General features: G+C 64.2%; 24 protein-coding genes, 2 tRNA genes and 1 other RNA gene. 9 read left to right on the top strand and 18 right to left on the bottom strand.

Features of this window, described 5'->3' with window-relative positions; translation table 11 throughout:
• Window positions 1–466, top strand: a 466-nt coding sequence (locus VMI09_14695) for a GNAT family N-acetyltransferase (protein ID HTQ25936.1), incomplete at its 5' end; no start/stop codon positions are given.
• 32 nt (window positions 467–498) lie between these two features.
• On the opposite strand, the gene VMI09_14690 is transcribed toward VMI09_14695, so the two are convergent.
• Complete coding sequence (locus tag VMI09_14690) at window positions 499–1710, bottom strand: DNA recombination protein RmuC (GenBank protein HTQ25935.1); 1212 nt, start codon at window positions 1708–1710, stop codon at window positions 499–501.
• Between the two features lie 223 nt (window positions 1711–1933).
• Here VMI09_14690 and VMI09_14685 point away from each other — a divergent pair, with 223 nt between their 5' ends.
• Window positions 1934–3196: an ArsA-related P-loop ATPase gene (locus tag VMI09_14685; protein HTQ25934.1), complete on the top strand. Its 1263-nt coding sequence runs from the start codon at window positions 1934–1936 to the stop codon at window positions 3194–3196.
• Here the strand turns inward: VMI09_14685 and rnpB are convergent.
• From rnpB to VMI09_14660, 5 genes are all read right to left on the bottom strand, one after another.
• Window positions 3186–3524, bottom strand: an RNA gene (rnpB, locus tag VMI09_14680) — RNase P RNA component class A. The two genes, VMI09_14685 and rnpB, sit on opposite strands and share 11 nt — an antisense overlap.
• Window positions 3525–3562: 38 nt before the next feature.
• Window positions 3563–4243 (bottom strand): C4-type zinc ribbon domain-containing protein, encoded by a 681-nt coding sequence (locus VMI09_14675; protein ID HTQ25933.1) that lies wholly within the window; start codon window positions 4241–4243, stop codon window positions 3563–3565.
• Between the two features lie 132 nt (window positions 4244–4375).
• Window positions 4376–4451 (bottom strand) — tRNA-Ile (locus VMI09_14670).
• A gap of 114 nt (window positions 4452–4565) precedes the next feature.
• Entirely contained in the window at window positions 4566–6338 is a 1773-nt protein-coding gene (gene dnaG / locus VMI09_14665; protein HTQ25932.1) for a DNA primase, read from the bottom strand.
• Window positions 6338–7042 (bottom strand): glycerophosphodiester phosphodiesterase family protein, encoded by a 705-nt coding sequence (locus VMI09_14660; protein ID HTQ25931.1) that lies wholly within the window; start codon window positions 7040–7042, stop codon window positions 6338–6340. Before VMI09_14660 ends, dnaG begins: the two co-directional genes overlap by 1 nt.
• 154 nt (window positions 7043–7196) lie before the next feature.
• Here VMI09_14660 and VMI09_14655 point away from each other — a divergent pair, with 154 nt between their 5' ends.
• The 4 genes from VMI09_14655 to VMI09_14640 all read left to right on the top strand — a co-directional run bounded on the left by VMI09_14655 (window position 7197) and on the right by VMI09_14640 (window position 10043).
• Window positions 7197–8114 carry a 50S ribosomal protein L11 methyltransferase gene (locus tag VMI09_14655; protein HTQ25930.1) on the top strand — a complete coding sequence of 306 codons (918 nt, stop codon included), beginning with the start codon at window positions 7197–7199 and terminating at the stop codon, window positions 8112–8114.
• Window positions 8111–8863, top strand: a complete 753-nt coding sequence (locus tag VMI09_14650; GenBank protein ID HTQ25929.1) for an RsmE family RNA methyltransferase — start codon at window positions 8111–8113, stop codon at window positions 8861–8863. The genes VMI09_14655 and VMI09_14650 overlap by 4 nt, the downstream gene beginning before the upstream one ends.
• 3 nt (window positions 8864–8866) lie before the next feature.
• Window positions 8867–9826, top strand: a complete 960-nt coding sequence (gshB, locus tag VMI09_14645; GenBank protein HTQ25928.1) for a glutathione synthase — start codon at window positions 8867–8869, stop codon at window positions 9824–9826.
• 141 nt (window positions 9827–9967) lie between these two features.
• Window positions 9968–10043: transfer RNA gene (locus VMI09_14640), tRNA-Phe, on the top strand.
• A gap of 445 nt (window positions 10044–10488) precedes the next feature.
• Here VMI09_14640 and VMI09_14635 read toward each other — a convergent pair.
• Together VMI09_14635 and VMI09_14630 are read right to left on the bottom strand one after the other, a co-directional pair.
• A complete protein-coding gene (locus tag VMI09_14635) occupies window positions 10489–10809 on the bottom strand; it encodes a hypothetical protein (GenBank protein ID HTQ25927.1) in 321 nt (106 codons plus the stop codon).
• A gap of 275 nt (window positions 10810–11084) precedes the next feature.
• Window positions 11085–11360: a hypothetical protein gene (locus VMI09_14630; protein ID HTQ25926.1), complete on the bottom strand. Its 276-nt coding sequence runs from the start codon at window positions 11358–11360 to the stop codon at window positions 11085–11087.
• A 1365-nt stretch (window positions 11361–12725) separates the two neighbouring features.
• Between VMI09_14630 and VMI09_14625 the strand changes: the two genes are divergently transcribed.
• The gene (locus tag VMI09_14625; GenBank protein ID HTQ25925.1) at window positions 12726–13010 is read left to right on the top strand and encodes a hypothetical protein; all 285 of its coding nucleotides are present in this window, start codon (window positions 12726–12728) and stop codon (window positions 13008–13010) included.
• 213 nt (window positions 13011–13223) lie between these two features.
• On the opposite strand, the gene VMI09_14620 is transcribed toward VMI09_14625, so the two are convergent.
• Entirely contained in the window at window positions 13224–14153 is a 930-nt protein-coding gene (locus tag VMI09_14620; protein ID HTQ25924.1) for a hypothetical protein, read from the bottom strand.
• A 692-nt stretch (window positions 14154–14845) separates the two neighbouring features.
• On the bottom strand, window positions 14846–17104 hold the full coding sequence (locus VMI09_14615; protein HTQ25923.1) for a protease pro-enzyme activation domain-containing protein: 2259 nt from the start codon (window positions 17102–17104) through the stop codon (window positions 14846–14848).
• Window positions 17105–17454: 350 nt separating this feature from the next.
• Here VMI09_14615 and VMI09_14610 point away from each other — a divergent pair, with 350 nt between their 5' ends.
• On the top strand, window positions 17455–17646 hold the full coding sequence (locus tag VMI09_14610) for a hypothetical protein (GenBank protein HTQ25922.1): 192 nt from the start codon (window positions 17455–17457) through the stop codon (window positions 17644–17646).
• Window positions 17647–17756: 110 nt separating this feature from the next.
• Here the strand turns inward: VMI09_14610 and VMI09_14605 are convergent, their stop codons facing one another.
• The 4 genes from VMI09_14605 to VMI09_14590 all read right to left on the bottom strand — a co-directional run bounded on the left by VMI09_14605 (window position 17757) and on the right by VMI09_14590 (window position 20036).
• Window positions 17757–18029 carry a hypothetical protein gene (locus VMI09_14605; GenBank protein HTQ25921.1) on the bottom strand — a complete coding sequence of 91 codons (273 nt, stop codon included), beginning with the start codon at window positions 18027–18029 and terminating at the stop codon, window positions 17757–17759.
• A 364-nt stretch (window positions 18030–18393) separates the two neighbouring features.
• Complete coding sequence (locus tag VMI09_14600; protein HTQ25920.1) at window positions 18394–18792, bottom strand: nuclear transport factor 2 family protein; 399 nt, start codon at window positions 18790–18792, stop codon at window positions 18394–18396.
• Window positions 18793–19117: 325 nt separating this feature from the next.
• Window positions 19118–19318 carry a hypothetical protein gene (locus VMI09_14595; GenBank protein HTQ25919.1) on the bottom strand — a complete coding sequence of 67 codons (201 nt, stop codon included), beginning with the start codon at window positions 19316–19318 and terminating at the stop codon, window positions 19118–19120.
• A gap of 154 nt (window positions 19319–19472) precedes the next feature.
• Window positions 19473–20036, bottom strand: a complete 564-nt coding sequence (locus tag VMI09_14590; GenBank protein HTQ25918.1) for a hypothetical protein — start codon at window positions 20034–20036, stop codon at window positions 19473–19475.
• A gap of 38 nt (window positions 20037–20074) precedes the next feature.
• Here VMI09_14590 and VMI09_14585 point away from each other — a divergent pair, with 38 nt between their 5' ends.
• Window positions 20075–20341, top strand: a complete 267-nt coding sequence (locus tag VMI09_14585) for a hypothetical protein (GenBank protein HTQ25917.1) — start codon at window positions 20075–20077, stop codon at window positions 20339–20341.
• Window positions 20342–20588: 247 nt separating this feature from the next.
• Here the strand turns inward: VMI09_14585 and ruvB are convergent, their stop codons facing one another.
• From ruvB to VMI09_14565, 4 genes are read right to left on the bottom strand one after another with little or no spacing between them, the layout of a single operon-like run.
• Window positions 20589–21638, bottom strand: coding sequence for a Holliday junction branch migration DNA helicase RuvB (gene ruvB / locus VMI09_14580; GenBank protein HTQ25916.1), 1050 nt, complete (start codon window positions 21636–21638; stop codon window positions 20589–20591).
• On the bottom strand, window positions 21628–22263 hold the full coding sequence (gene ruvA, locus VMI09_14575) for a Holliday junction branch migration protein RuvA (GenBank protein HTQ25915.1): 636 nt from the start codon (window positions 22261–22263) through the stop codon (window positions 21628–21630). The genes ruvB and ruvA overlap by 11 nt, the downstream gene beginning before the upstream one ends.
• Window positions 22260–22805, bottom strand: a complete 546-nt coding sequence (gene ruvC, locus VMI09_14570) for a crossover junction endodeoxyribonuclease RuvC (GenBank protein ID HTQ25914.1) — start codon at window positions 22803–22805, stop codon at window positions 22260–22262. Before ruvC ends, ruvA begins: the two co-directional genes overlap by 4 nt.
• Before the next feature lie 51 nt (window positions 22806–22856).
• Complete coding sequence (locus tag VMI09_14565; GenBank protein HTQ25913.1) at window positions 22857–23609, bottom strand: YebC/PmpR family DNA-binding transcriptional regulator; 753 nt, start codon at window positions 23607–23609, stop codon at window positions 22857–22859.
• Between the last annotated feature and the right edge of the window lies 1 nt (window position 23610).

Genomic DNA, 23610 nt, shown 5'->3' with positions numbered 1-23610 from the left:
CGAAAAGCTCTACTGGGGGCGGCGTTACCTGACGCGCGAGTTTTTCACCGAGATGCGCGAGCGTTTCAAGCGCCATGTCTGCCTGGTCTGTGCCTATCGCGGGCGCAAGCTGGTCGCCGGCACCTTCAACCTGCAAAAGGGGGGCGTGCTTTACGGGCGCTATTGGGGATGCTTCGAGGACCTGAAGTATCTGCACTTCAATGTCTGCTATTACTCGGCCATCGAACATTGCATCGCCAGCGGCATCGGGCGCTTCGAACCGGGCGCGGGCGGCGAATACAAGTGGCTTCGCGGCTTCGATCCCGCGCTTACGCACAGCGCTCACTACGTCGCCCACGAAGGATTGCGCCGTGCGATCGCCAACTTCCTCGCCCGCGAACGGCGCGAGGTCGAGGCCTGGATCGCCGAAGGCCAGGAGCGAAGCCAACTCAAGGCGCCCTCGCCGTCAAACGTCGAGCAGCCGTAAGGCGGCGATACGACCCGCCGCGTCATCCCCCGCTATTTCGGCGGGGCCGCCTCGATCCGATCGTCGGCAGAAATCGCCGCTTCGCGCGGCGCGAGATCGATCTTGTCGATCTCGCCCAACTCCTTTTTCCCGACCACCCCAAGCTCGCGAAAGCGCCGCGCAAGCGGCATCACCCGTCCCTCGAAGGACCCGACGGCGTCGTTGAACGCGCCTACCGACGACTTCAACGCGGCGCCGAGGCGCCGCAGATGATCGACCATCGTCGCGAACCGGTCGGAGAGTTCGCGCGCCATCTCGTTTATCCGCTGCGCGTTTTCCGCGAGCTGCTCCTGGCGCCAGCCGTAGGACACCGCGCGCAGAAGCGAAATCAGCGTGGTCGGCGTCGCAAGAATCACGCGCTGTGCGACTCCCTGCTCGATCAGCGAGGGATCCTGCTCCAGCGCCGCGCTGAAGAACGACTCGCCGGGCAGAAACAGGATCACGAATTCGGGCGCCGGCTGAAACTGGTCCCAGTAGTTCTTGGAGGCGAGCGCGCCGATATGCGCGCGCAGTTGCTGCGCGTGCTGTTTCAGCTTCTCTTGGCGCCCGGCCTCGCTCGGTGCTTCCAGCGATTCGAGATACGCCTGCAGCGGCACCTTGGCGTCCACGATGACGTTCTTGCCGCCGGGCAGCTGCACGCGCAGGTCGGGACGCAGTTTGCCGTCGTCGTTGACGGCGCTCGCCTGCTGAAAGAAATCGCAGCGCTCCAGCATCCCGGCCATCTCGACCACCCGCTTGAGCTGGATTTCGCCCCATCGGCCGCGCACCGACGGCGCGCGGAGCGCGCGCGACAGGTTGGAGGCCTCCGAGCGCAATTCCTTCTGCGCCGTGATGAGCGAGTTTATCTGCTCGCCGAGCGCGCCGTAGGCCTGGCGGCGCGCGCCTTCGATCGTGCGGATCTCCTGGTCGAGCCGGCCGAGCGATTCGTTGACGGGACCGACTACCGAACCCAGTTTCTGATCGGCGAGAGTGAGGAAACTCGAATTCGCAGCTTCGAGCGCGTCGGCCGCGAGCGATTTGAACGTGTCGGCGAGCTTGCGCTCCGAGCTTTCCAGCAGCGTCTTCTGCTCGAGGAAGCTGCGCTCGCGCTCCTCCATCCGGACCGCGGCCTCGCGCACCTTGCCTTCCCAGCGCCGGGCGGCGGCGAGCCAGGCGACCGTCGCTCCCACCGCCAACGCCAGGATCACAGCCGCCAGCAATTCCATCGTGCAACCTCCCCGCCGCCACACCCCGAAAACGGCGCGGCCATCACATAGTATGCGCCGCATCCCGCCTGCGTCCAATTACCGCGGGCGAGCCCGTCCACAGGTCTGTGCGTGCGCGCGCTTTGCCCGCCCGTTCTGCTATTTTGGCGCGTGAGGTCCGCGGCCCTTCGCGGAGGCGCCGCAACCGCGCAAGACGCGTCGTGCAATCTGTTTTCAACCTCTCATGAAAGACCTGCTCAAGCCGCGCTCCGTCCTCGTCGTCCTTGGCTCCGGCGGCGTCGGCAAGACCACGATCGCCGCCGCGCTCGGCGTCGCCGCCGCAAGGACCCATATGCGCACGGCGGTCATCACGGTCGATCCTGCGCGTCGTCTGCGCCAGGCGCTCGGTCTTCCGCGCCTTTCCGGCAAGCCGACGCGAATCGATGTGCGCCGCCTGCGCGCCGCCGCGCTCGATCCGGCGCTCAAGCTGAGCGCGATGGTGCTTGACGTAAAAGGCGCATGGGACGCGATGGTGGCCGAGCACGTCGCGGATCCGGTTCTCCGCAGGCGGATTCTCGACAACCCCTTCTACCAGAGTCTCAGCACCCGGTTCGCCGGTTCGGACGCCTACGCTGCCCTGGAAGCGCTGCATGACCTTCACACGGCGGGCCGCTTCGACTTGGAAGTCGTGGATACTCCGCCCGCCGCGCACGCATTGGAGTTCGTGCAGGCGCCGGCGCGCCTGATGCGGCTGCTCGATTCGCAGGCCGCGCGATGGCTCCTGGGGCCGGACGGGCGGCCCGCATCGCTCGCGCTCAGGCTCGCCGGCCGGATCACCGGCTACGTCGCACGCGAGTTGGAGCACTTCGCAGGCGGCCAGACGCTGTCCGCGATCGCCGACTTTTTCGCCGCCGCTTCCGGGGCCGTCGAAGGGATCGGCGCCCGCATGCAAAAGGTCTCCGCCCTGCTGCGTTCGCCGGCCGTCCATTTCGTGCTCGTCACCACCGCCGAAGCCGATCGCCTGCACCAGGCCGAGAGGCTCATCGAGCGGATGGAAGCCGAAAGGCTTCACCTCGATGCGGTCGTCATCAACCGTTTCCTTGACGAATCGATCTTTCGCGGATTCGATCGCGCGCTCGATGAAATTCCCGCGCTGGCCGCCGCGCTGCGCCCGGATGGCGCCGGCGACAGCGGTATCGCCGCCGCGCTCGAATATCTGGAGAGCTATCGCGCGCGCGCCGAGCAGAACCTTCGCCGCGTGAAGCGCTTTGTTCATGGATTGCCGCCGCGGATGCGGATCGCGCTCGCACCCGAGCTTCGGCCGGGCGCACCCGGCCTCGCCGCGCTGGGCCGGCTTGCGGATTTCCTGGTGACGCCGCAGGCGAGCGTCGAGCGGCCGGGGCGCCGCACGAACGCGCCGCGCGGCGAGGCGGACGCGCGCCGCTCAGCAGCGGCAGCTGCGTCGCGGAAAAGTCAGAGCCATGAAACTCGTCGCATGCCGGAGTGAGCCTGTAAGCCGGGTTCTGTGCCCTTGCGGGCGGCGATCATTCATCTAGGCCGGACGATTGCTCGCCGGCTCCAGCGACCGAACCCGAGGGATTTTGAGCGGGCCGCTCACCCTCCTATTTGGTCTTGCTCCGGGTGGGGTTTAGCATGCGCACGCGATCACTCGCGCGCCGGTGGGCTCTTACCCCACCATTTCACCCTTACCCTCGCGGGCGGTGTATTTTCTGTGCCACTTTCCGCGGGTCGCCCCGCGCCGCCGTTAGCGGCCACCCTGCCCTGCGGAGCCCGGACTTTCCTCCCCCCAAAGGGGCGATCGCCCGGCCCACTCCGGCATCGACGATCCTAGCACGGCCGCGCGGCGCGCGGATCAGCCTTCGTAACAGAGGATTCGCTGGCAGTTGGGGCAGAAATGGATCTGCAGATGCTTCTGGATTTCGTTGTAAAGCTGTGGCGGCAGCCGCATCCGGCATCCCTGGCAGGTGCCTGATTTCGCCAGCGCGACCGCCAGCCCGCCGCGGCGACTGAAGATCATTTCGTAGCGCTGCAGCAGCCCGTCTTCGATCGACGCGGCCTCGCGGTCGCGCTCGACGCGCTGGCGCTGAATCGACATCTTGAGTTCTTCAACCTCGGCCGCGATCTCTTTCTCCGCTGCCCTGAGCTCCGCGCGCTTGCTCGCGATAAGTTCGGTCAGCTCCTTGATCCGCGGCCCGCGCGGCTCTGCCGCCTGCATCGAGGCCAGCACTTCGCCTTCCAGGCGCTGGTTGTTTTCCTTGAGCGCCTCGACCTCATGACCGAGCGCCTGCAACTCCTTGTCGTTGCGCACCAGGTTGAGCCGCATCCGCTTGTTGCGGATCTGCGCTTCGCCGTCGGCCAGTTCGCGTTCGAGCAGGCGGCGCGCAGCGGTCGTCTGCTGATCTTCCTCGGTGAGTCGGTCTAGTTCGGTCTGAGAGGTTTCGATCTCGCCGCGGAGCTGATTGACGCGCTCCGCGACCGAAGACAATGATTGCCCGAGCTCGTGCAACTGCCGGTCGATGGTTTGCAAATTCATTAACCGGGCTATCTCTTCCCGCAATTCTGCCTCCGTTTCATGCGAGCCGCTGCAGACGCGCGACGCCGAGCGTGCGCAGATCGCGCGCGCCGCGGCCCTGCGGCCAAACCAAAGTCCTGTCTGTTGATGATATGGGCCCACCAGGATTTGAACCTGGGACCAGCCGGTTATGAGCCGGCAGCTCTAAACCGGACTGAGCTATGGGCCCTCGCGAGCGCATTGAACAACAATGCATCATATCAAGTTTTGCGGCACAAATTAAATAGCGCTTCCGCCACGATTTCGCTTGACTGCCGCGATGCCATGCCTTCAACGGCCTGGTTCATCCGCCGCGCCTTCGAAGCGCGATCATTTCCTGCGCGGCGGCTACCCTTTCGTCGTCGCTGCCGGCGCTCGCCGCGGCGCGCCGCGCGTTCTCCATCGCACGTTGTTGCCGCCGCCGCGCGAGCGCGCCGGCAAAGTCGCGCGCGAGCGAGCGCGCCTGCTCTGCGGTTTCCATCAGCGGCCCCACGGCGAACGCTGTAAGGCGCGAGCGCTGCCCCTCCCCGAGCCGCTCGGCAACGCGCACTTCCAGCGTCGCCGCGCCCTCGTCCGAAGCGCACACTTCGCCAAGCGCCGCGGCGACCGCCGCATCCTCGAGCATCGCGGCGTGCGCCGCTAACTCGGCGCGCAATTCGGGGTAGAGCAGCGCGACGGCGAGCAGCCCGGCTTCGGCCGCCGCAGCGCCGTCGCCCGCTCCCGCTCCTGCGCCAGCGGAGCCGGTGCGAGAGACACCCGCCGCTCCGCGCGCGACGCTGCCCTGCGGACCGGCGCTGCGCGTTGAGCGACGCGCTTCCGCGCGCAGTACCTCTTCGCCGACGCCCAGCGCGTCGGCGGCCTTGCGCGCGAGCAGGTCGAACTCGAACGGGTTCGCCACCGACTTCAGCATCTCGGCCACCGCGGCGGCGGCGCGCGCCCGCCCCTGGAGCGAGCTGCGTGCGGCCGCCGCCTGCTCCTCGAGAAAATAATCGACCAGCAACTCGGCCGATTCGATAAGCTCGGCGAACGCCTGCGCGCCGCGCTCCCTGATGAACGTGTCGGGGTCGAAGCCGGACGGGATGAAAATCCCGCGCCCGAGCAGCCCCGCGGCGAGAAAGATCTCGAGCGCCCGCAAGGATGCCTTGCGCCCTGCAGCGTCGCCGTCGAAGCATGCGAGGACGTTGCGCGTATGACGCCCGACGAGCCGTAACTGATCGGCCGTGAGCGCCGTGCCGAGGCTCGCGACCGTCTCCTTGAAGCCCGCCTGCCACACCGCGATCGCGTCGAGGTAGCCCTCGACCACGATCGCGCGGTCGGCGCTCGCGATCGCCGCGCGCGCCTCATACAAGCCGTAAACATTGCGCGACTTGGAGTAGAGCGGCGATTCTGGCGAGTTGATATATTTCGGCAGCCGCTGGTCGAGAACCCGTCCGCCGAACGCAAGCACCCTGCCCTGCGCGTCGCGAATCGGGAACATCAGGCGTCCGCGAAACATGTCGCGCGTGCCGCCGCCGTCCTGCCTGACCAGGCCCAATCGCACTGCCGCAGCGAGCAGGCCGCGCTTCTCGAGCGCGCGCGCCAGGTTGGCCGTGCGCTCGGGCGCGAAGCCGAGCATGAATGTGCGCGCGGTCTCGGCCGCGACGCCGCGCGCGCCGAGGTACTCGCGCGCCGGCGCGCCGTCGGGCGTCTTCCACAGGACGTGAGCGAAGAATTCCGCGGCGGTCTGGTTCGCACGCAGCGCTGCGTCGCGTTCTCCCGCGCCCGGACCCGCGTCGCCACCGCGCTCGGGCAGCGCGACGCCGTAGCGGCGCGCGAGCGATTCGATCGCCTCGGGGAAGTTCAGCCCCTCGGTCCGCATCACGAAGTTAAAGACGGTACCGCCCGCGCCGCACCCGAAGCAATGGAAAAACCCACGCTCCGGATTGACCGAAAACGACGGCGTCTTTTCGTTGTGGAACGGGCAGAGGCCGACGAAGTTGCGCCCGGCGCGCTTGAGCCGCACGTGCGCCCCGATCACCTCGACGATGTCGGCGCGCGCGCGAATCTCTTCGAGCTTGTCGTCCGGATACCGCGCCATCACGCCGCTGCCACTTCGCGAAGCTTTCCCGGGTCGTTGGTCATGATTCCGTCAACACCCGCCGCGATCATCCGCCGCATCGCCGAAGCCTCGTCCACGGTCCATGCGTAAACCGCAAGGCCGCGGCGATGCGCTTCGGCGCAAAGCGCGGCGTCCACGATATCGAACTGCGGCGCGATCGCGAAGGCGCGCATCGCCTGGGCCGCTTCGAGCATCTCCGACGGAGTCTTCTCGCCAAGCAGTGCGATGCGCAACTCCGGTTCGTGCCGGGCGACGATCTCAAGCTGCTCCCAATCGAAGCTCGAGACTATCGCGCTCGCGGCTGCGGCGCATCCGCGAAGTATTTCGCAGACGCGCCCTTCGAGGCCGCGCGCCTTCAGTTCGACGTCCATTTCGCATCCCCGCCCGCCGAGCGCATCGGCAACTTCGGCGAGGGTTGGAATCCGTTCGCCACGAAATTCCGCGCCGAAGCGGACTCCGGCGTCCAGGCGCCCGAGCGACGCCGCGCTCATCGCCGCGACCCGGCCGCGCCCGTCGGTGGTACGATTAACCGTCGCATCGTGAATCACAACGATCTCGCCGTCGCGCGTCATCCGCACGTCGAACTCGCACATATCGGCGCCGAGCTCGGCGGCGGCAATAAACGCGCGCAGGGTATTTTCAGGGTAGTGAGCGCTCGCGCCGCGATGGGCGATCGTCAGCATCGCCTACGCCACCAAAACTCCGGCTCGACCACGCTCATCGAGCCCGAGTTTACCCGCCACGCCTTGCGGCGAGCAAATCAGCCTTGGTCTGCTCTCCACAGGCAACCGATTCGCGCGCGCAGGGCCCTCCTCGTCAATCCGCGCCCCGCCGCCTATGCTTGGTCGAATGACGGTGACCCGCAGCGCTACGTCCGCCGCGCGCAAATACGTGCAGGTCGCCTTCGCGACTCCGGCCGCGATGGTTGACGACGCGGCTGCGTTCCTGGTCGCGCAGGGAGCGCTGGGATGCGCCGTCGGCGGCGACCATCGGAGCGCCCATCGCCATCCAACGCTGGAACTTCATGCCTATTTCGACCATCTAAGCCGACCGCGCCTTGCCGCGATTCGCCGCACGATGGCGGCCGCGGGAATGCTCGCCGATTCCGGCCGGACGCCGCCGCCCCGGATCGTCGCCGACCCCGGATGGGCGACCGCATGGAAAGACCGCTTCGAGCCATTGCCGATAGGACGCCGGCTGTTGGTCGTGCCGCCATGGAACGCCGAGGTCGCCGTGGACCGCACCCGTATCGTGATAAATCCCGGACAGGCTTTCGGCACCGGCCATCATGGGAGCACCTGCGGCGCACTCGCGACGATCGAAAAGCTCTGCGCCGCGCGGCGCTTTGAGCGGGGGCTCGATGCCGGGACGGGCTCTGGCGTGCTGGCGATTGCGATGCGCATGATGGGCGTCGGCGACGTGCGTGCTATCGATATCGACCCTGTGGCTCTGGAGAACGCGCGCGAGAACGCCGCGCTCAACGGCCTTGGCGGACGCGGCGGGATCCGTTTTGCGACTACGCCCGTTGCGCGCCTTCGCAGGCGCTTCGATCTGATCGCGGCCAACATCCTGAGCTCCACATTGATCGCGATGGCCGCGCCGCTGACCCGCCTGCTCGCGCCAACCGGCCGTCTCATCCTTGGCGGAATCCTCAGTCGCGAGGCGGCCGCCGTGCTCCGCGCCTACCGGCCGCCGCTACGATGCCTTGGCGTGCGCCGCGACCGCGGCTGGAGCACGCTGGTGCTGGCGCGATGAAGCGGACGGCGAAGGTTCCGCCACGGTTTGCGATATCGTCCGCGGCGGTTGACGGCGCGGTCGCGCGCGTTGACGGCGCGGAGCTCCATCACATGCGCGACGTGATGCGTCTTGCGCCGGGAACGGAAATCGCACTGTTCGACGAACGCGGCGCCGAGTACGCCGGCACGATTCGGAACTACGAGGCGCGCCACGCCCTGGTCGAAATCGCCGCTGCCGCGCGCCCGCCCGCGGAATCCACCGCCGGGCTCATCCTCGCCGCCGCTGTGATCAAAGGGCCACGGATGGACTTCCTGGTCGAAAAGGCCGCCGAGCTTGGCGCGGCGGAACTCTGGCCGGTGCTGTGTGCGCGCGGAGTTGTGCGCGAGGTCGGCGGCGAGCGGCTCGCGCGATGGCGGCGCCTGGCGACCGCGGCGGCCAAGCAGAGCCTGGCGCCGCGCGCAATCGAAATCGCCGCTCCGCTCGGCCTCGGAGACTTGATCCGCCGGCCTGACGGGGGCAGGCTCTGCGTGGTTCTGAGCCCGGGCGCGCCCGCGCTGGGGGCGGTATTGCGCGCGGCGCGCAGCCGCTCAATCCTGTTGCTGTGCGGTCCGGAGGGCGGCTTTACGGATGACGATCTCGCGGCCCTGCGCGCCGCCGGCTTCATCGCGGCGGGACTGGGCGGGCGGCGGCTTCGCAGCGAGACCGCGGCGCTGGCCGCGCTCAGCATCGCGGCCGGCGCGCTCGACGAGTTTGGGGGAAAGGACTGACCGGTGGCAAGTTACAAATTCGCCTTCGTGATGGATCCGCTGGAAAAGGTGCTGCCGGACAAGGACACCACCTTCGCGTTCATGCTCGAGACGATCGCGCGCGGCCATCAGGCCTATTTCGTCGCGCTGCACGACCTCTACGCGGTCGGCGCTCACGCGTTCGCCTCGGCGCGGCGATGCACGGTGATGCGCGGAACGCCGCACTACCGTTTCGTGGACGACGGCGCCGAGTATCCGCTGGAGGCGTTCGACGCGATCTTCATGCGCAAGGATCCGCCGGCCGACGCTGCCTACCTGTTCGCCACGATGCTGCTCAGCCTGACCGATCGCCGCCGCAGCTTCATCCTCAACGAACCCGCGGGGCTGCGCGAGGCCAACGAAAAGCTCTATGCGCTCAATTTTCCCGATGCGATCCCGGCGACTCTGGTGAGCCAGGACATCGCGCGGCTCAAGAAATTCATGGCCGAGCAGGGCGGACAGATGATCGTCAAGCCGCTCGACGGACACGGCGGCGAAAGCGTCTTCCTCGCCTCCGCCGACGACCGCAACTTGAACGCGATCCTCGAGGCGGTCACGCGTTTCGAGTCGCGCCCGATCATGGCGCAACGCTATCTCGCGGAAATCCGCGACGGCGACAAGCGTCTGATCGTGCTCGACGGCGAGCCCCTCGGATGCACGCTGCGGGTGCCGCGCGACGACGAGAACCGCGGCAACATCCACGTCGGCGGCAACTGCGTCAAAGCCGAGGTAACCGCGCGCGACCTCGAGATCTGCGCGATGATGCGGCCGCGGCTCAAGCGCGACGGGCTCTATTTCGTCGGGCTCGACGTCATAGGCAACTATCTGACCGAAGTGAACGTGACCTCGCCCACGGGTATCCAGGAGATCGATCGGCTCGACGAGACCAACCTCGAGGCGCGGGTGATCGATTTCGTCGAATCGCGGGTCGCAGCGCTCAAGTGACGGATGCGCGCCGCAACGCGGCCCGGCGGGGAATGATGCGGCCGGGCGAAGAGTCCGGGGACGGGACGGACTGTTGCATGCGAGAGTCAGGACGGGTACGAATTAAGACCGCCGCGAAGGGCCGGCAACCAAAGCCCCGGTGGGCAGGTAGCTCAGTCGGTAGAGCAGAAGACTGAAAATCTTCGTGTCGAGTGTTCGATTCACTCCCTGCCCACCATCACCAAATTCTTCTCTCCCAAGAGGTTTGAAGCAATCGGTCCGCTTGAGGCTTTTGCCTCAGACAGCCCGACTTTGAACAATACTTTGAACAAACCTTGGCAGTCCGCGACCCGCGATGCAGAGTAAGTGCTGGGCGGCGTACCACCCCTTATTTCCGAACTTCGTTTCTTTCAACTTCAATCATGACTGCCCGAAGTGCGGCGAGATTTTGCCTGCGAAACTGGCGCCCCAGAGCCACCAGGACAACAGAGCCACCCTATCACCGAACCGAGGAATCTAAAGAGCGCCGGCAACATTCCCTACGCCTCATCTTTATTTTGCCGATACCTACGACCTTGCGCGCTGCCTTGGTCTCACTGTGATGCGGCGCCGAGAGCTTGGTGCTGGCATCTTTGAGCATGCCTTCGTCGGCAATCGCGTAGCGGGAATAGACGCTCTGGGTCCTATGCCCGACCATCGCCATCGCCGCTGACCTCGGGACTCCCGGCACGCTCCAGATTGCGCAGAGCACCGCGCCTGAAATCGTGCGGGATGCGCCTGCCCGCCTGCATGTCGAGAACCATGCGCGACGGGAAGACCCGGATGGGCTGGCGCTCGTTGTGAAACAGCCAGGGGATGACGATTTGCCACGTCGCCATTTCGAGCGCGCGGGTATGTTCGAGCTGGGCTTCGAGGATTTCGCCCAGCTCGCCATGTCCTCGAAGCGGTCGAACCCGCGAGGTGAATGACGTGGCTGGCGAATACATGGTCTCAGCGACCCCCATCCTGCTCGATGCGCCCGTCCTGCACCCGTGTCCGCCTGCACCGTACGGCATCGCGGCATCGGTCCTGTCGAGACTGTCGCGGTCAGACATCCGCGCTTGGGCGTCGTGCTCATCAAGGGTTCGGACTATGACCCGGACCACCACGGTGCGGTACTGAGGAGTTACGACGCGAACGGCAGGCTGGTCGACTGATGAATGGCATCGAACTCGTCGAGCCCTTTGCCAAGTTGCAATGGTACTGAATCAGGGCGAAGCGACGCACTAGGCTGGCACGCCTAACCACTTGGCTCCGCCTGACCAGCCGCGACCATGCGGCGCATGCGTTGAAGCATCTTGACCAGTACCTCGTCGGCGCCCGTGGCGATGAAGACCACCTCGCGCACGTGGCGGCGAGCCTTCTGCTGGGTATCGAGTCGCGCTGCCGCAAGCGTGAAGCTGTACGGGCGGATAGGCGGCAAGTGCGCTGAAGGGCCCGAGAGCCGCAAGGAGCAATCGAGATGGCGGGTGAGCGAGCAGCATGCAATCAGAGTCCCGGACCTTTTCGTGAGCACCGTGGTGTGCTCTAAATGGAAAGGAACCAGACGGGGGTGCACCGGCCTCGACGATTGTGTCCCCGGGCGGGCCGGCGAAATATTCAGCGGCCCAACCGCGCCAGAGCCGCGCGTCGAGTCAGAGGCGGCAATCAAAGACCCGAAGCGCGACGAGCACGAGCATCTGATTTTGTCAGCTGCCGTCGCCCGCGCAGCACGTCTGAGGCGCTACGGGACAGGCCGTGGGAACAAAGCCCCTTTCAACTCAGAACCGCTCTCGAGATGCCATTGGAGGTGTTCATGCCACGATTGGCGGACTCTCTCAAAAGAACCATTAATCGCTTCTTAGCGATTAATAGGATATGAAATTCACAAACAATCCTTGCTGAGGTACGAACCTATTGGGCTTGAGGGGTTAATTCCACCCCGGCATCTTTGGGTGGGACCGGGGGAACCTCTGTACATGTTCATTGGTGGTGCTTGGGAATATCGAACATATTTGACGCTGTTATCCGGGATGCGAAAGGATGGGTCCGTCCTGGAATTACGCTGCAATCACGGTAGAACGATGCTTATGCTTCTCGACTATCTCGAGCCGCCGGGAAGATACGAAGGGTTGGACATCCTCGCGGCTCAGATAAGCTTCGCCCAACAGAGTATTCATTCACGTTATCCTCATTTTTAATTTCAATCTCGCCGACGTTTATAACAAGTTTTATAACCCCACGGGCAAGCAAAGCGCCGATGCCTATACTTTTCCTTTTGCGGACGGTTCGTTCGATATCGTCTACGGAGCTTCGCTATTCACTCATCTTGTTCCTTCCGACACTGTCAACTACTTGAAGAAAAGCAGACGGGTTTTGCTCCCGGGAGGTCAATGCCTCTTCAGTTTTTTCGTGCTTGACTATTATCGAGGACGGGAACAATCATCCGCAGCAATTCTTTGAATTTGATAATCCTGTGCGTAACTTTGATGGTGTGGCCACTTCCAATCCGGACGTTCCGGAAAATCTAATAGCCTACAATCTGTCTTTGATAGAGCGAGTCGCCGAACAGACTAGGCTAAGAGTCAAGCGAATCATTCCGGGTTTTTGGTCGAAGACGCACAAAGTCGGCGTCACTGAGCAAGACCTTATAGTCTTTGAGGCTGTCTGAATAGTTAATGTTCCTTGAGTCCATGAGGTTCAACTCCTCAATCGCCCGCTGGAAGGCCGAACCGGTTGCTTTCATCGCCGAGGTGCTGATTAATCCTGAGACCGACAAGCGCTTCGAGCTTACCCGGCGCAGGTGTCCTTCATCTGCGAAGCCTTCACGTCCCGGCCCGACGACTCCTTGCTGTAGGCGGAGCTGGTCTTCTCGTGGCCGAAAAAATCGGGTAAGTCGACGATGGCTCCGTGGCTGATGCTCTACGTCATCGTCTGCCTCGCCGCACAGGATGGCGAAGCTTACGTGGTCGCGAACGACTTCGAGCAGGCAAGGTCCGGAGTGTTCGAAGCCTGCGCGCGCATAGTGAAGGCGAGCCCGCTCTTGCGCAATTCGGTTCGCGTTGCGGTGGACAAGATTACTTTCCGCAGCGCGGGGGTTCGATTACTGGCATTGCCGCTGACTATACTGGCGTTGCCTCTAACGGCCCGGCTTCGAACAAACTTTGACGGAGATGTGCGAGTTTAGGCGTGGCTTTCGCCCCGGCGCGAAGCAGTGCGACCAAATATGCTCACGGGAACATCCTGCCAAATCTCTCGAGCACGGCGGGCGCGCGCGGCTGAGCGCGCCCAACCCGGGCAGCGAGGATGACCTGACGCAGGCGGCAATTGCAACTCCTGTTCTCTCTGGAGGTTTCGTGAGCGCGCTTGTCCGGAACCGAACACTCGGAGTGAATAACGTTTAACTCGCGGCCACATGCGCCGGCGGATCCACTACTGCCAAAGTCAGAGTTATATTTTGTGAAGCGATGCCTGCCTCGCCGGAAGGATCGTGCACAAGGACTCTGTGAATGGTTGCGGGAATGTCGCTGATGGAGCTCAGTTTCAGGGATGGAAACAATGCCATTGCGTTATCCGTGATGGGGAGTGAGACCCAGCGACCGTTCCAAAGCACCTGGGTATTCAGATTGTCTCTGCGTCCCATCAGAGCGGTGATGTATCTGGTTCGATCGATGTGTGCAGGTGCAATCACTTTGAAGTCTTCCGGCACCGCACCCTCGCCGGTCTCAGACATCCTCTCATTCAGCGCATTCAGGATCCTTCTGAATCCCGGCACCAAAGACGCTATGGCAAAGAGATCCCTGATTCCCTTCGGTTTAAACAGGCCGGCCGCGCGCTGCTTGCCCGCATCGATGCGATGGCCAAGCTGTGACCAGTAACCTTCGGTGCCGCTCGAATCCGATAGCAGCCTGCTGTCGGTCAATAGAGTCTGAATTCTACCCGCATCCAAACTCGACGTTGGATAGACCAGCACATCGACGTCGATGCCAAAGGGCAGGTCTCGCCAACGATCCGGCAGCGTGCTCACAAGAGCTTCGGACATCAGATTCCACGCTGTCTCTATGATGTCCTGCGGGACGGGAACCAGCCGGTTGTTGGAATAAAATGCGGGGGGCCAGGCACGAAGCGAATTATCCTCCGGAGCGCGATATACCTCGAATTTCCGCGCGATGTGGGAGTACAAACTCGGGATGAATCTTAACATGTCGCCCGACCGTCCGGTTCCTTTCTGATGGTTTCGTGCGAGATCGAAAAGCGATCCGTCGAAGGAGCGCTGGCCTTTCGAACCGCTGCCTTCAGCGAGCCCAAGCCAGTCGAAGGTTCTCTCCACGAATCGGTTGATTCGATCGTCTCCGCCGAGGATTGCCGCTGGCGCGTGGTGAAATAGGGTCGATATTTCACGCCATCGTGCTTCTTTCGAGGTTACGCTCGGGATCTGGCTGTTCCCGTCCCCTCTTGCGTCGTGAGGAGGCCGTTCGAATACGGCCGGCCGTTCGGCCCATTGACCAGTACTCGTGCGCTCCGCGATTGTCCTTGCAGAGGTGGGACCTGTAACTGCCATCAAACTGACTCCTTCAGGAAAAATCCCGCACGCCCCTTTTAGTCGTGGCTGCTCAAGCACTGCAGGCCGATCTTCACCCGTTCAGCCGGTGCGTTCGTCAATTGTCGTGCTCAATTGATGTAGCTCCCGCTGACCACTGACAGGCTGTGTTTGGCTGGCAAACAGCCAAAAAAAAGCGGCCCGACATCTTGGGAGGGGTTGGGCCGCTTAGACCGTATCCTGTTGCGTTCGGCGGACACCCGCGGTCTTACGCGATACTGACCACCGGCCTGATGCAGGACAGCTTTCATATGGAACGCGTCGGAACGATCTCCGACATGGTCATCGCCTCGTTCGTCTAAGCCTCGCAAGGTCCTGTCTCGCGCCGCTGCGCGGGGGCAAATAACTTGCCGCCGTCGAAAAAAAACGCCGGGCCGAAAAAAGCGGCCCGGCGTGGTGTGATCACCCGCGGTCGAGGCTGGCTACTTACCCGTCCCGCTGAGGCTCACCGTCTGAGGACTGTTTGACGCGTTGTCGACGAACTGCAGCGTGTCCGCCTTTGCGCCCGTGGTCTTCGGAGTGAACTTCACCCCGACGTTGCATGAGCCGCCCGGCGCCAACACTTTGCCCGCGGTGCAGGTCGAGGACGCGATCGTGAAGTTGGTGCCCGCGGCGAGGCTCGTCGAGGTGATTTTGGCCGAGCCCGCGTCATTCGACGGATTGGTCAGCGTGACCGTCGCGCTGCTGCTCGAGCGGCCGACCTTGACGGCTCCGAACGAGACCGACGACGGGGACACGCTCAGCGCGCCCGGAGTTGGCGTTGGCGTTGGAGCCGGCGTCGGCGTCGGCTTAGGCGTCGGTGTTGGGGTCGGCTTCGGAGTTGGCGTCGGCTTCGGGGTCCGGGTCGGTTTCGGCGTCGGGGTCGGTTTCGGAGTCGGCGTCGCGGTCGCCGTCGGCGTCGGCTGACCGCTATAGGCGGACGCAAACGCCGTCATATCCACGCTGCCCCATCCTGTGACCTGGTCGTAACCGACAGCAGCGCTGAAGCCTGTCACGCCATTGTAGGTGTTGCTGCCGTTGGTGACGTCCTCGATTCCGTTGGTCAGCAGGCCCTTGCCCGCGAGGCTATAGATCGTCGAGTTGAGCAGCCCCAGACGCGTGACGTTCTGGGCCTTGGCGAGCTCGCGCGAATATCCCGCCCATAGCGGCGCCGCCAGGCTGGTGCCGCCCCAGCAGCATTGCATCACGGCCGTGCCGCTTGAATCGGCGCCGATGAAGACGCCCGGCGACCACGCGATCATCGAGACGTCCGGGACGTCGCGCGCCGAGTCGTTGGGAACGCCGGTGCCGGTCTGCCACGCGGGCTTGGAGAAGATCTGGCTCGCGCCGCCGCCGCTGCCGTTCCATCCGCTCTCGATCCCGCCCGGCGCGACGCCGACCACGCTGGTATCGTTGCCCGACACATTGAATTGCGGGCTAAATGTAGTCCCGCCGACGCCGGTGACGTGTGGACTCGCCGCCAGCTCGCTCGCGTTCCGAGTCGTGCCGGTCACGCAGGAGTTGCTTGACGAATCATACGCGAGGCCCGCCGCGCCCCAGTCGCCCGAACTGATGAAGATCGATTGGCCCTGGGACGCGGCCTGCGAGAACAGCGAATCGAGCGAGGTAAAGAACGATGGCGACGAACTGCAATAGATGAAACTGACGCTGATCGCGCCGCAGGCGTTGTCGGTGATGCTGTTCTGGATCGAGGTGTAGAGGCTGCTGTTCATGTAGACGCGAATCGGCGTGCCAGGGGCGGTCGCGTGCGCGTAGTCGATGTCGAGCAGCGCCTCGGATTCGTCGCCATTGCGGCCGGGCGAGGTTCCGGCGCGCGAGATGTTGAACGGGATGAAGCCGAAGGTCGAGGCGAAGAGCGTCACGGCGGCGTCGAGGTAGTCCGAATCCTCGTCCAGCGCGACGCAATCGGGCGACGCGGTTCCGGTGTTGCCGCCGGAGATCAGCGGCGCTTCGTTGTAGAAGGTTTCGACGTCAAACGGGCCGAATGCGGTGGACCCGTTGACCGTAGCGCCGGGAACCGGCCCGCCGTCCTCGGAATCCGGATGCGAAACGTCGGCCAGCGCGAGCTTCGCGCCCTGGCCCGGGGTCTCGCCTGCGGCGGCGGGCTGGAGGCGATGGAGTCCGGCGGGCACCACCGCATGCATGTTGTCGAGGCCCTGGATTGCGGCGATCAGGCCGTCGAACTCGGCCGGAATCGCGGGGTCGGACTGGTTGCCGAAACTCGTGCCGCTCGTGACGATCGTGGTCGCGAAGGCGCTCTCGGCCTGGGCCACGTTCGCTGTCGCGTCGATGGTGCGGCCAAGGCCATTGATGGACGTGATCCTCAGGCCCTGGCTGCGCAGCCATTGGGCGACCGCGTGGGTTTGCGTCGGACTTGGCCCGAAACGCCGATTAAACTCCGCCGGTGTGAGCCACTTGCGGTATTGATTGGACGAAGGATTTTGCTGGTCGGCGAGCAATTGCTCGAGCTTGGCCTGATCGTGCAGCCCGAGCACGACGGTCAGATGAAGCTCCATCGCGGGGTCCGCATGCACTACCGGGCCGAGACGCCCCAGTTCAGTGGGATGATTGCCCTTGATCTTAATCGCTCCGGGGCCGTCGGCCACGGCAAGTCCAATTGCTCCAAAGACGGAAAAGGCCATGGCGGCCATTCCCGCCAGCATCCAGCCCGATTTACGCACTCCGGTTCGCATATCCCTCCCTCTGCGTCGAGCCTTGGGCTCACATGAGCCAGCCTTGGCTCTTTCGCGCGGAATCACCTAAGCAAGAGCGACGCCACGGCTTCGGGATGGAAAAATGTAAGATTCTCCGACCATTTTTATTAGTCGCCAAACGACGTAAAGTGCATTTTGGTCACTTTAATTTCACTTTAGAAACATTTATATGCTGCTATCGCAACAGTGTACGAAAATAACGCCCTGAGAGTGTTCAAATAAAAGAACCTCCGGTAAAAAGCTTGGCTTACCTCATATCTCCATCTAAAATTTGTCTACACGTTGTTTTAGACATTGACGCGAATGGAGAAACATCGATGAATTTCGTGCTCCAGCTTCTCGTCCGGGCGCATGAGACCCTTGGCAACAAGCGCAACGCTCAGACTATGACGGAATACGTGCTCGTTCTTTCGGCCATCGCCGTAGTGGTTTATGGGGTTTACCTGGTGCTCGGAAACAATGTGAGCACTTTCGCGAGCGGGGTCGATTCGGTGATGACGAACGCATAGCCCGTCCCCGGCGGAGTAAGGAAGGCCCTGGCGTGGGGGCAACGCCCGGGCGAGCGGAGGCCAACGTTTCGTTTTGTTTAAGTCCGGCAGATGAGGAGATCGCAGCTTTTTCAGTTGCCGGTCTCGTAGGGCAGTTCGCCTTCCGTCTCCACGATCAACGCACCGCGCATCGCCAGCCATATCCGCGCAATAACCTCGCTAGCCGCCGCCGTGTCCGGATCGCCGCGCGAGGCTTCGTCCTTGTAGCTGAGCCAGTTTCCGAGCACCCGGAGCGAATGCCATAAATCGTCCGGATCGACCGTCCTGATCGGCACCCTCAGCACGGAGGAAACGCCCACCCGAGCGCCGAAGCGGCGCAGATGCTCGGCCGCAAGCGCATCCAAAGTCCGCTGAACAGGCTCTGCGGCAGATCGGTACTTCGGCTTATCCCCTCAAGCATCGCGAGCGTACCTTCGCTCACTCTTGTCAGGCCGAGATCCACTTCCATTTGTCTGTTCACCTTCACGCCCGACAGCGCAACTCCCGAGCCGCGAGCGGTTTTGTCGCCAGGAATTATGGAAAGTCTCAGGCGTGAGCAGATTCTGCTCGCACCCGATCCATCCGTCGCGCCTTTGGCGGCACAAGCCGATACTGAGCGTCGCAAAAGCGACGATCCGATTGATGAACGGTGCTCGATCGCGATCGCGGCCGCCAAGGCCCGCAAGCGACGTCTCAGTGCTCTGAGACATCGGCCGGGTCATTTCCGGGTCAGGTCAGAAATACTTCGCGCACGAGGTTGGTGTCGTTGAACTCGAGCCCTTCGGCGATCAGACTGCCCTCGAAGCGCAGGTAGAAGTGATAACGCTGCAGGTAGCGCCGACCGTTCATCGCAACAGTATCGCATGAGGCCTGAACCGCCACGTGCGGAGGCTCGCAGACGATAGCGCCGAGCTTCATCTTCAAGCCGTCCGGAAAAAGCGCCAGGAGGCGTTCGGTCTCAGCCCGCGCAAATTCCGCCTTGCCCCGCGCGGGCTCGAACTCTTTCATGGTCGTGATCATCTCGAATCTGAAGTCGTCGGTGACGAGCTCCTCGAAAATTCGTGGATCGGGATGGTTGAAATTTTCGAGAAACCGGATTGCGCGCTCCTTGTAATCCGCCGCGGTCATCGCTTCTCCCTACGAACGTCGCTCAGTTCCACGCGGCCTCTATCGGGCATGGGCGGAACCCTATCGGCAACTCGCGCTAATGCGCAGTAAGCGCCGCCGGCTCAATCCTCTCACCTGGCCGCGCTTGGTCCGGATTTCTGGTCTTTATTCCTGAGATACTCTCGCGGGTACAATTGCGAACGCAAAAGCCGAGCACGCGATACTTTCCGAATCGTCGCCGGCGGCGAAACCTCGGGCAGCTTCGGGGTATTCGTGGTGCGGTGGCTCAGCCTGATCCGTCGCGGGCGGCATCCGAGGCGGGCGCAACGGTCTTAGTGCTGCTTGCTTAGTGCTGCTTCTCTTCTTCCGCCGGCTCGACCATCCTGTGGCTGATAAGTCCGGTCAACGCACCGTCATCAAGTGCGCGCAGACGAAAGAATGGCGCCTCGCTCTGCGCGCCAGCCTTGGCGCTCATCACCTGATGCCGACGTCCGCGAAAGATCACCACGCTGCCGGGCAACATCCGAATAGCGGTAGACTTGTCCATAATCGGACCCTCCTCCGCGCGGACCGATAGATCCCCTCGACCGGTCCAAAGCACTGCTGAAATGTACGTTTTGAGTATTACTGACGGAGGTCAGATCGTCAATCGGCTGGTCTTTATGAAGCTTCGATATTTATCCACGGGTCAACAGCCGCTTCTACGGATTGGCGTTAGAGGCCGTCCCGGCCCCCGCCCCACCCTTGGTGTAGACGATCGCGATACCACCCATGAAACGGCCGGGATGGCCCGGCTCGCCCACGACCGCATGATGCGTCTTTCCGCCGCCCTGGGGATCGATCCCGATATGCGCCCCCTGCTCAACGTTTGCCTCAGAGCCGGGGCCTATATTGCCGAAGCGCCCGGGCGCGACGCCAACGCGAAGATCGCCCTCGTGTTGCGTCTGCTGTGAGGTCAGGACGACGGCATCAGCGCCGACCTGACAGGCCTGGCGCTTGAGCTGCGCCAGCAAGTCATCGTCCTTTACGGCAAGATCCCCCCACGCATCGACCAGAGCCAGCTGCTGATGGCCGGCAAGGGGCATCGAGTCGAGGATCGGCATCGCACAATCCGGCGGCTTGGCGGGCCGCATCGCGACTCCCAGGGGCGTGGTACTCACGATCGGCGGATTGACCGCCGCCGGCGAAATGCATCCGCCGCCCCAGGCCGCCGCTGAAATCACAACCGCGGCCAGTACCGCGCGTCCTCCGTCCGCAATCCCCATAACCCCTTTTTAACCGAACTGACGCGTGATTAGAATGCTTGCGCACGAACCGAAAGACGATGCACGCGTCGCTCAAGCAGCGCGCGGCAGAGTTGGAGCTGGCGCACATGAACGGAGGAGTGTTCGGCGGAGGTCCTCTCGACTGGCCCACTATCATTCGCCTTGTGGTGGTGATAGCGGGTGCGCTGGCGGTGCGTCAGCTCGTTCTGCGCTTCGGCTCCAAGGTGATCGACAGCCGCCGCGACAAGAATCGAAGCGGCGGCGGCAAGCCGCCGCGCGAGGGCGCTCGCCGGCCACCGCGATGAAGCTACCGCGCAACTCTTCCGGCCGCGCGCTCGCCGCCGGCCTGAGAGAGCAGCGCGCAATCTAGTGTGGTCTCGTGGAAATAGGTTTCATCCCAGGATCTCGACGCTGTCATTCCGAGCGCAGCGAGGAATCCCGGCTTCCACGAAAAAGAATAGAGATCCGGGATTCTTCGGTCGCTGACTCCCTCGGAATGACACCTTGACGCTTTTCCGGATATGCAAGCTATTTGCGAGACATCACACTAGTCTAGAGGAGCGTGCCGCGGCGGCTGCGTCCGAGATGGCTATAGGCGCGCGGGGTGGCGACGCGGCCGCGCGCCGTGCGCGCGATGAATCCCTCCTGCAGCAGGTAGGGCTCGTAAACTTCGCCTATGGTGTCGGCTTCCTCGCCCACCGCCGCCGCCAGGCTCTCGACTCCGACCGGCCCGCCGTCGAACTTGTCGATAATCGCGGCCAGGATCGCGCGGTCCATCCGGTCGAAGCCGCAGGCGTCGATCTCGAGCAGCTCGAGCGCGCAGATCGCAACCTCACGCGTCACCGATGCGGCGGCGCTGACCTGGGCGAAGTCGCGCACGCGGCGCAGGAGACGATTGGCGACGCGCGGCGTGCCGCGCGCGCGGCCCGCGATCTCGCGCGTGCCCTCTTCGTCGATCCGCACGCCAAGCAATCGCGCCGAGCGTGCGACGATCTCGGTCAGTTCGTCGCGGACATAGAAATCCAGATGAAAGTGCTGGCCGAAGCGATCGCGCAGCGGCGCGCTCAAGAGGCCCGAACGCGTGGTCGCGCCGACCAGAGTGAACGGCTTGACTGCGAGCGGCATCGTGCGCGCACCCATCCCCTTGCCGACCACGATGTTGAGCTCGAAGTCCTCCATCGCCGGGTAGAGCACCTCCTCGACCGGGCGGGCGAGGCGATGAATTTCGTCGATGAACAGGACGTCGCCTTCCTCGAGCCCGCTGACGATCGCCGCGAGGTCGCCGGCGCGCTCGATCGCCGGTCCCGAGGTCGAGCGCATGCTGACCTTACGCTCGCGCGCGATGATATGCGCGAGCGAGGTCTTGCCGAGTCCGGGCGGCCCGGAAAAGAGCACGTGATCGAGGACCTCGCCGCGCTGGCGCGCCGCTTCAATCGACATCCCGAGGATCTTGCGCGTGCGCTCCTGCCCGACGAACTCTCCGAGCATGCGCGGACGCAGGGAGAGGTCGAGCGCGCGGTCCTCCTCGCGCTGTCCCGGCGCAGCGAGCCGCGCCGGCTCGACCATCGCCTCGGCCTGGTCCTCTTGTGGCTTACCTTTCACCGGCCAGCTCCGCGAGCGACTCGCGGATGATCGCTTCGAGCTCGCGTTTCTCCCCGCCGCCGCGCGCGGCGGCGGCGTCCACTGCGCGGCGCGCCTGGAGCGGCTTGTAGCCGAGATTGACCAGCGCCGAAACGGCATCGTCGAGTTCGGAAGCGCCGCCTTCAGGGGCGCCGTTGGCGGCGCCGTCGAAGTCTTCGACCGGCCCCGACCCGATCAGCTTGAGCTCGGCGGTCTTGTCGCGCAGTTCGCGCACCACGCGCTCGGCCACCTTGGCGCCGACGCCGGGCACGGCGTCGAGCCGCTCGACGTCTGCGTGCGCGATCGCGCTCACCAGGTCGTCGGGCGAGAGCACCGAGAGGATCGCCAGCGCGAGCTTCGGACCGACGTGCTGCACCAGCATCAGCAGGTCGAACGCCTGCTTTTCCGCGCGGGTGAAAAATCCATAGAGGGTCAGCGAGTCTTCGCGCACGACCTGGCGAATCTCGAGCGCGACCTGCGCCCCCAGCCCGGGCAGGCGGTAGTAGGTAGCAAGCGGGATCGAAACCTCGTAGCCGACGCCGCCGGTCTCGATCACAACCCTGCCGGCTTCGCGATGCTTGAGCCTGCCGCTTAGCGTGGCGATCATTTCGCGCCGGCCTCCGTGCGGCTTGGCCCCTTGCGCCTGTCCGCGGCGGCCGGTGCGGACGCCGCGGCGGCACGGGCGCAGAACAGATGGCAGAGCGCGATCGCCAGCGCGTCGGAGGCGTCGTCGGCGAGCGCAAGCTCCTCGTCGGCGCCGAGCGCGCGGCGCACCATGAACTTGACCTGCGCCTTGTCGGCGTGGCCGTGGCCGGCGACCGTCAGCTTGACCTCGTTGGGCGTGTACTCGAAGAGCGCGAGGCCGCGCGCCGCTGCCGCCAGCATCGCCACCCCCCGCGCCTCGCCCAGGCGAAACGCGCTCTGCACGTTGGCCGCGACGAAGCTGCGCTCGAGGCTCATCGCGGACGGCGAATACCGATCGATGATCTCGAGCAGACGGTCGTGAATGGTCTTGAGGCGTTCGCCGCCGCGCAGCCCGGCGGGCGGACGAATCGTGCCTGCCGCGATGTGAGCCGGATAGGTAACGCTGCCTTCAATCACGCCGAACCCGGTGACCGCGTTGCCCGGGTCCACCCCTAAAATCCGCATCCCCGCCACCTCCTCGCGCGACGCACTTACCCGCGAGGCAGAAAATTCCGTTCAAGCCGCCGAGAACTGCGCCATCTCCTCGTCGCTGATATCGAAGTTGGAAGCCACGCCCTGGACCTCTTCGTGATCCTCGAGCTCCTCGACCAGCTTGAGCACCTGCTCGGCCGTATGGCCCGAGACCCGCACCGTGTTTTCGGGTGTCTTAATCACCTCGGCGCCGGCGATCGGAATCTTGGCCGCCTCGATCGCGTCGCGCACGGCGCTGAACGCCTCGGGCGCCGTCATCACCTGGAAGGTGTCGCTGTCGCCGACCACATCGTCGGCGCCGGCTTCCAGCGCAAGCTCCATCAAGCGATCCTCGTCGACGGCGCCGCGCTCGACGGTTATCACGCCGCGCTTCTTGAACATCCAGGCGACGCAATTCGACTCGCCGAGGTTGCCGCCGTGGCGCGAAAGGATGAAGCGCAGCTCGGCGACCACGCGGTTGCGGTTGTCGGTCAGGACGTCGGCGATTATCGCGACGCCGCCCGGACCGTAGCCCTCGTAAACCACTTCCTCGAGCTGGCCGCCGCCGAGCTCACCGGTGCCTTTCTTGATCGCGCGCTCGATATTATCGTTGGGCATCGACTGGCCGCGCGCGGTGGTGATCGCCGTGCGCAGCCGCGGATTGGAATTGATGTCGCCGCCGCCAAGCCGCGCTGCGATGGTGATTTCCTTGATGAGCTTGGTGAAAAGCTTGCCGCGTTTGGAATCGCGCGCAGCCTTCTTGTGCTTAATCGAACTCCACTTGGAATGACCCGACATT

Source organism: Candidatus Binataceae bacterium (assembly GCA_035500095.1).
Taxonomy (GTDB): domain Bacteria; phylum Desulfobacterota; class Binatia; order Binatales; family Binataceae; genus JAKAVN01.
This window is presented reverse-complemented; position numbering and strand designations above follow the sequence as displayed.